The sequence below is a fragment of the Clostridium sp. N3C genome, assembly GCF_900095445.1.
Taxonomy (GTDB): domain Bacteria; phylum Bacillota; class Clostridia; order Clostridiales; family Clostridiaceae; genus Clostridium_AU.
Genome location: NZ_FMJL01000091.1, coordinates 1 through 1228, shown reverse-complemented (window position 1 = coordinate 1228; position 1228 = coordinate 1). Strand labels below are relative to the sequence as shown.

Sequence of the window (1228 nt, the reverse complement as noted above, 5' to 3'; positions counted from 1 at the left end):
TTGTTCTTTGAAAATTGCACATAAGAAATAAGTAGATAAACAACTCCAAATGTTTATCATTAGTAAAGCTGAGAACAATAATATTGTTGTTCTTTATAACAAATTGCTAGAAGTCAATGGACTCGCCTTTGACTATAGCAGAACTTGCTAGCGCAAGTTAAATAGGTTAAGTTATAAAGGGCGCATGGTGAATGCCTTGGCATCAGGAGCCGAAGAAGGACGTGATAAGCTGCGATAAGCTTCGGGTAGGCGCAAATAGCCTGTGATCCGGAGATCTCCGAATGAGGAAACTCACATGGGTAACCCCATGTATCCTTAAGTGAATACATAGCTTAAGGAAGGCATACCCAGGGAACTGAAACATCTAAGTACCTGGAGGAAGAGAAAGAAAACTCGATTCCGTTAGTAGCGGCGAGCGAAAGCGGAAGAGCCCAAACCAGAAACTTGTTTCTGGGGTTGCGGACAGATCATAAAATGCAAAGATGGCTAACCGAACATTTCTGGAAAGCTAGGCCATAGAGTGTAATAGCCACGTAGGTGAAAGTTATCAATGCAGAGATCTGATCCAGAGTACCACGAGACACGTGAAACCTTGTGGGAAGCAGGGAGGACCACCTCCCAAGGCTAAATACTACCTGATGACCGATAGTGGAGCAGTACCGTGAGGGAAAGGTGAAAAGAACCCCGGGAGGGGAGTGAAATAGAACCTGAAACCGTGTGCCTACAACCGGTCAGAGCACTATGTTTTATACAGTGTGATGACGTGCTTTTTGTAGAACGATCCAGCGAGTTACGGTATGCAGCAAGGTTAAGCACTTAAGGTGTGGAGCCGAAGGGAAACCGAGTCTGAATAGGGCGGATAGTTGCATGCTGTAGACCCGAAACCGGGTGACCTATCCATGGACAGGGTGAAGCGGAAGTAAAATTCCGTGGAGGCCCGAACCACGTTGGTGTTGAAAAACCATGGGATGAGCTGTGGATAGCGGAGAAATTCCAATCGAACTCGGAGATAGCTGGTTCTCCTCGAAATAGCTTTAGGGCTAGCGTCGGACTAATGAGTGATGGAGGTAGAGCACTGAATGGGCTAGGGGGCATTGCGCTTACTGAACCCTATCAAACTCCGAATGCCATACACTTTTACTCCGGCAGTCAGACTACGAGTGATAAGATCCGTAGTCAAAAGGGAAACAGCCCAGATCGTCAGCTAAGGTCCCTAAGTGTAAGTTAA

General features: G+C 46.4%; 1 rRNA gene. It reads left to right on the top strand.

Going from position 1 to position 1228, the window contains the following annotated elements:
• Nucleotides 1-164 precede the first annotated feature (164 nt).
• Nucleotides 165-1228, top strand: a 23S ribosomal RNA gene (locus tag N3C_RS14400); the annotation flags it as partial.